The sequence below is a fragment of the Nonomuraea sp. NPDC049784 genome, from assembly GCF_040659615.1.
Classification (GTDB): Bacteria; Actinomycetota; Actinomycetes; order Streptosporangiales; family Streptosporangiaceae; genus Nonomuraea.
Window position 1 is genome coordinate 1 of record NZ_JBFAMX010000944.1, and the last position, 2,847, is coordinate 2,847.

Here is a 2,847-nt window from a genome sequence, read left to right on the forward strand (position 1 = left end):
GTCACGGTCGGGCTGGACGGCGAGACTGCCGCCGCGGTCGCGCCGAGTGTGGCCTTGCACGCAGTGCGCCTCGGCGCCCTCACCGTCACCCTCATTCCCCTGGTCGGCGCCGTCATCACCCTCTTCGGGTTGCCACGACACGCGCCCCGGAATGAATGAACCCGAACGAAAAGAGCCCCCTCATGCCCATCGCCCACGCTTCTGGTACCGAGGTGCACTACGCGATCAGCGGCAACGGCCCCGGCCTCGTCCTGGTGCACGGCACCAGCTTGGACGCCGCGACGAACTACGGCCACATGGTGGAACAATTCGCCGACGACCGTACCGTCATTACTCCCGACTACGCCGGCAGCGGCAAGACCACCACGCCTGTCGGCGACTTGACCCTCGACCTCCTGGTGGACCAGGTCACCGCTGTCGCACGCGACGCCGCGGTAGGAGCAGTCGACCTCGTGGGCTTCTCGCTCGGCGCCGTGGTTGCGGCGAGCATCGCGGCCCACCATCCCGATCTTGTACGGCGCCTCGTGCTCATCGCTGGCTGGACGCACAGCGAGGACCCGCGACTGCGGCTCGGCCTGCAGACCTGGGGTGAGGCCATGGACACCCGGCCCGAGCTGGCCTCGGCGGTTGCACCGCTGATCGCCTTCAGCCCGACCTTCCTGAGCGCACTGGGGCCCGACGGGCTCGCCGAGCTCCGGTCCGGCGAACCCGCGCACGGCACCCGTCGCCAGATCGACCTCGACCTGCGCATCGACATCCGAGACGAGCTTCCCCGCATCACCGCTCCCACGCTGGTGATCGGCTGCGCCCTCGATCATCTGATTCCAGTCGAGAACGCCCGCGCTCTCCACAAAGCGATCAAGGGCAGCGACTACGCTGAGGTCGACAGCGGGCACGTTGTGGTCTTCGAGAAGCCAGTCGAACTCGTCTCCATCATTCGAAATTTCCTCGACGGCCCACTCTGATGCGACGCTTCGATGGGTCACGGTGGTAGCGAAATCCATTCGCGCGCTTCACCGGGAGCCCGTTAGCGTCGCGCAGATGAGCAACGTTTCTCTGCCTCTGCTCTGGTTGTCGGGGCCTACGGGTGTCGGGAAGTCCTCGGTCGGCTGGGAGGTGTTTGAGCAGCTGAGCCGTAGTGGTGTCAAGACGGCGTTCGTCGATGCTGACCAGATCAGCCTGTGTTATCCCATGCCAGAGGGCATGACGCATCGCGTCCGCGCGCGGAGTCTGGCTGCGATGTGGCCGCACTTTCGGCAGGAAGGGGTGCAGTGTCTGGTCCTTGCGGGCTTTGTCGACTCTCCTGAGGAGGTTCGTGAGTACACGGCTCTTCTTCCCGAGGCCGCGTTCACGTTGTGCCGGCTGCGGGTCGATGATGCTGAGCTCAAGGAACGGTTTCTTGGGCGGGGGTGGCGTCCGGAGTTGGTGGAGGATGCGGTCGCTGAGGCGGAGTCCCTGGAGCGGAGCGACTACGCCGACGTGTGCGTGGATACGGGCGGCTTTGCGGTTTCCGAGACGGCCCGACTGGTCTGTGACCGGGCTGGGGGATGGCCGGGTGTCTTTCCCGCGGCGATGCTCCAGAGCTTCGTTGATCGGCAGAGCCAGCCGCCGCCACCGCAGGAGGATGCTGCACCGGCTTCCGTGCCGGTGCCCGTGCTGTGGCTCTGCGGTGCTACGGCGGTTGGGAAATCGACGGTCGGATACGAGATCTTCATGCAGGTTTACCGGACCGGCGTGCGAGCCGCTTATGTCGATGTGAAACAGATCGGTGCGCTGCGTCCTGTCGCGGACGATGACGTGGCCAGTCATGCCCTCAAGGCACGCAACCTCGCGGCCATCTGGGCCGGATATCGCGCGGTGGGTGCCCAGTGTCTGGTCGTCTCCGGGGAGGCCGATTCCGATGACATCGTCCGTGGCTACGCCGAGTTGCTGCCTGGAGCGACATTGACCGTGTGTCGTCTGCATGCTGGGTCGGCCACGCTGGCCGAGCGCGTCGCCCAGCGTGGCCGGGGAGGCGGGCCGGCCATACCGGGCGATGAGCTGAGAGGGCTGGGCCCGGACGCCCTGCACCGTATCGCTGAACGAGCGATGCACGAGGCCAAGGCTCTCGACCGCGCCGGAGCAGGTCATCTGCGCATCGATACCGACGGTCGGTCGGTGAAAGAGGCAGCCACGGATGTACGGGTTCGCAGCGGCAATTGGCCGAATCTCTTCGGCTGAAAGCCGTCATCTTGAGCAGGGCCGCCGCTGGGCGGCGGAGTTCCGGTCTGACGGCCGGGAACACATCCCCATCCCGATCACGGTGGCCGGGCGCACTCCGCGCTGCAATACGGAATGTACGTGATAATTGCCTATTATCACGTACATGAGCGATCATGGCGGCGCGGCGACCAGGACAACCTTTCGCCCGAGCGGTGCGCGACTCTCGCACGTTATCCGGTACATCACCCGGACCGGTGCCGCGCTCGCCGCCGGGCGGCTGGTCGCCAGATGCAGCTCCCCGTCGTCGTCGAGTACCCCGTGCCCGACGTAACCGAAGACCAGCACGTCTTCGGCCTGGCCGGCCAGGTCGGACAGGGCCGTGGCGAGGGTCGCCGGGCGGCGGGGTCGACCAGGACGCTGAGGTGCGCCGGATCCAGGCCCGCGCGATCGGTCAGGCACCGCCCCAGGTCGGCGACGCTGGCCGCGACCGACGGCCGATCGCCCAGGATCGAACCGGCCGCGTGCGTGGCCGCCCCGGCCAGGAGCACCCGCGCTCCCGGAGCGGCCAAGACCAGGGACGGGTCAGTGGTTGTCATCGCCGCCTCGGCCCTGCCGGCCGCCTGGACGGGGGGTGCCTGCCTGGCC

Annotated in this window: 3 protein-coding genes; all 3 read left to right on the top strand. The window is 67.5% G+C overall.

The window, feature by feature from the left end; translation table 11 throughout:
• Nucleotides 1-182 precede the first annotated feature (182 nt).
• Nucleotides 183-965 (top strand): alpha/beta hydrolase, encoded by a 783-nt coding sequence (locus AB0J09_RS61435; RefSeq protein ID WP_360713303.1) that lies wholly within the window; start codon nt 183-185, stop codon nt 963-965.
• 76 nt (nt 966-1,041) lie between these two features.
• Nucleotides 1,042-2,220 carry a hypothetical protein gene (locus AB0J09_RS61440; RefSeq protein WP_360713305.1) on the top strand — a complete coding sequence of 393 codons (1,179 nt, stop codon included), beginning with the start codon at nt 1,042-1,044 and terminating at the stop codon, nt 2,218-2,220.
• A 270-nt stretch (nt 2,221-2,490) separates the two neighbouring features.
• Nucleotides 2,491-2,847: hypothetical protein (locus AB0J09_RS61445; protein ID WP_360713307.1), on the top strand; the 357-nt coding region annotated here is incomplete at its 3' end.

Excerpts from the sequence above, each read along its gene's own strand:
- AB0J09_RS61440 (WP_360713305.1), top strand. The coding sequence starts at position 1,042 with ATGAGCAACGTTTCTCTGCCTCTGCTCTGGTTGTCGGGGCCTACGGGT.
- AB0J09_RS61435 (WP_360713303.1), top strand. The coding sequence starts at position 183 with ATGCCCATCGCCCACGCTTCTGGTACCGAGGTGCACTACGCGATCAGC.